Origin of the sequence: Neisseria sp. HMSC068C04, from assembly GCF_001810105.1 — a bacterium.
Taxonomy (GTDB): Bacteria; Pseudomonadota; Gammaproteobacteria; order Burkholderiales; family Neisseriaceae; genus Neisseria; species Neisseria flavescens_B.
The window spans coordinates 1-424 of sequence record NZ_KV799989.1 but is presented as its reverse complement, the minus strand read 5'-3'; the positions used below and the strand labels follow the sequence as shown (position 1 = coordinate 424).

General features: G+C 53.3%; 1 protein-coding gene. It reads left to right on the top strand.

What is annotated here, in order from left to right; translation table 11 throughout:
• The coding region (locus HMPREF2700_RS09370) for an IS30 family transposase (protein ID WP_141745844.1) at positions 1 to 424 on the top strand (424 nt) is incomplete at both ends.

Sequence of the window (424 nt, the reverse complement as noted above, 5' to 3'; positions counted from 1 at the left end):
CCGCAAACTCAGTCCCGAACAAGTATGCGCCTACCTGCGCAAACACCACGGGATCACGCTCCACCACAGCACCATTTACCGTTACCTTCGCCAAGACAAAAGCAACGGCGGCACCTTGTGGCAACACCTCAGAATATGCAGCAAACCCTACCGCAAACGCTACGGCAGCACATGGACCAGAGGCAAAGTGCCCAACCGCGTCGGCATAGAAAACCGACCCGCCATCGTCGACCAAAAATCCCGTATCGGCGATTGGGAGGCCGACACCATCATCGGCAAAGATCAAAAAAGCGCATTACTAACCTTGGTCGAACGCGTTACCCGCTACACCATCATCTGTAAATTGGATAACTTAAAAGCCGAAGACACTGCCCGGGCAGCTGTTAGGGTATTAAAGGCACATAAAGACAGGGTGCACACCATC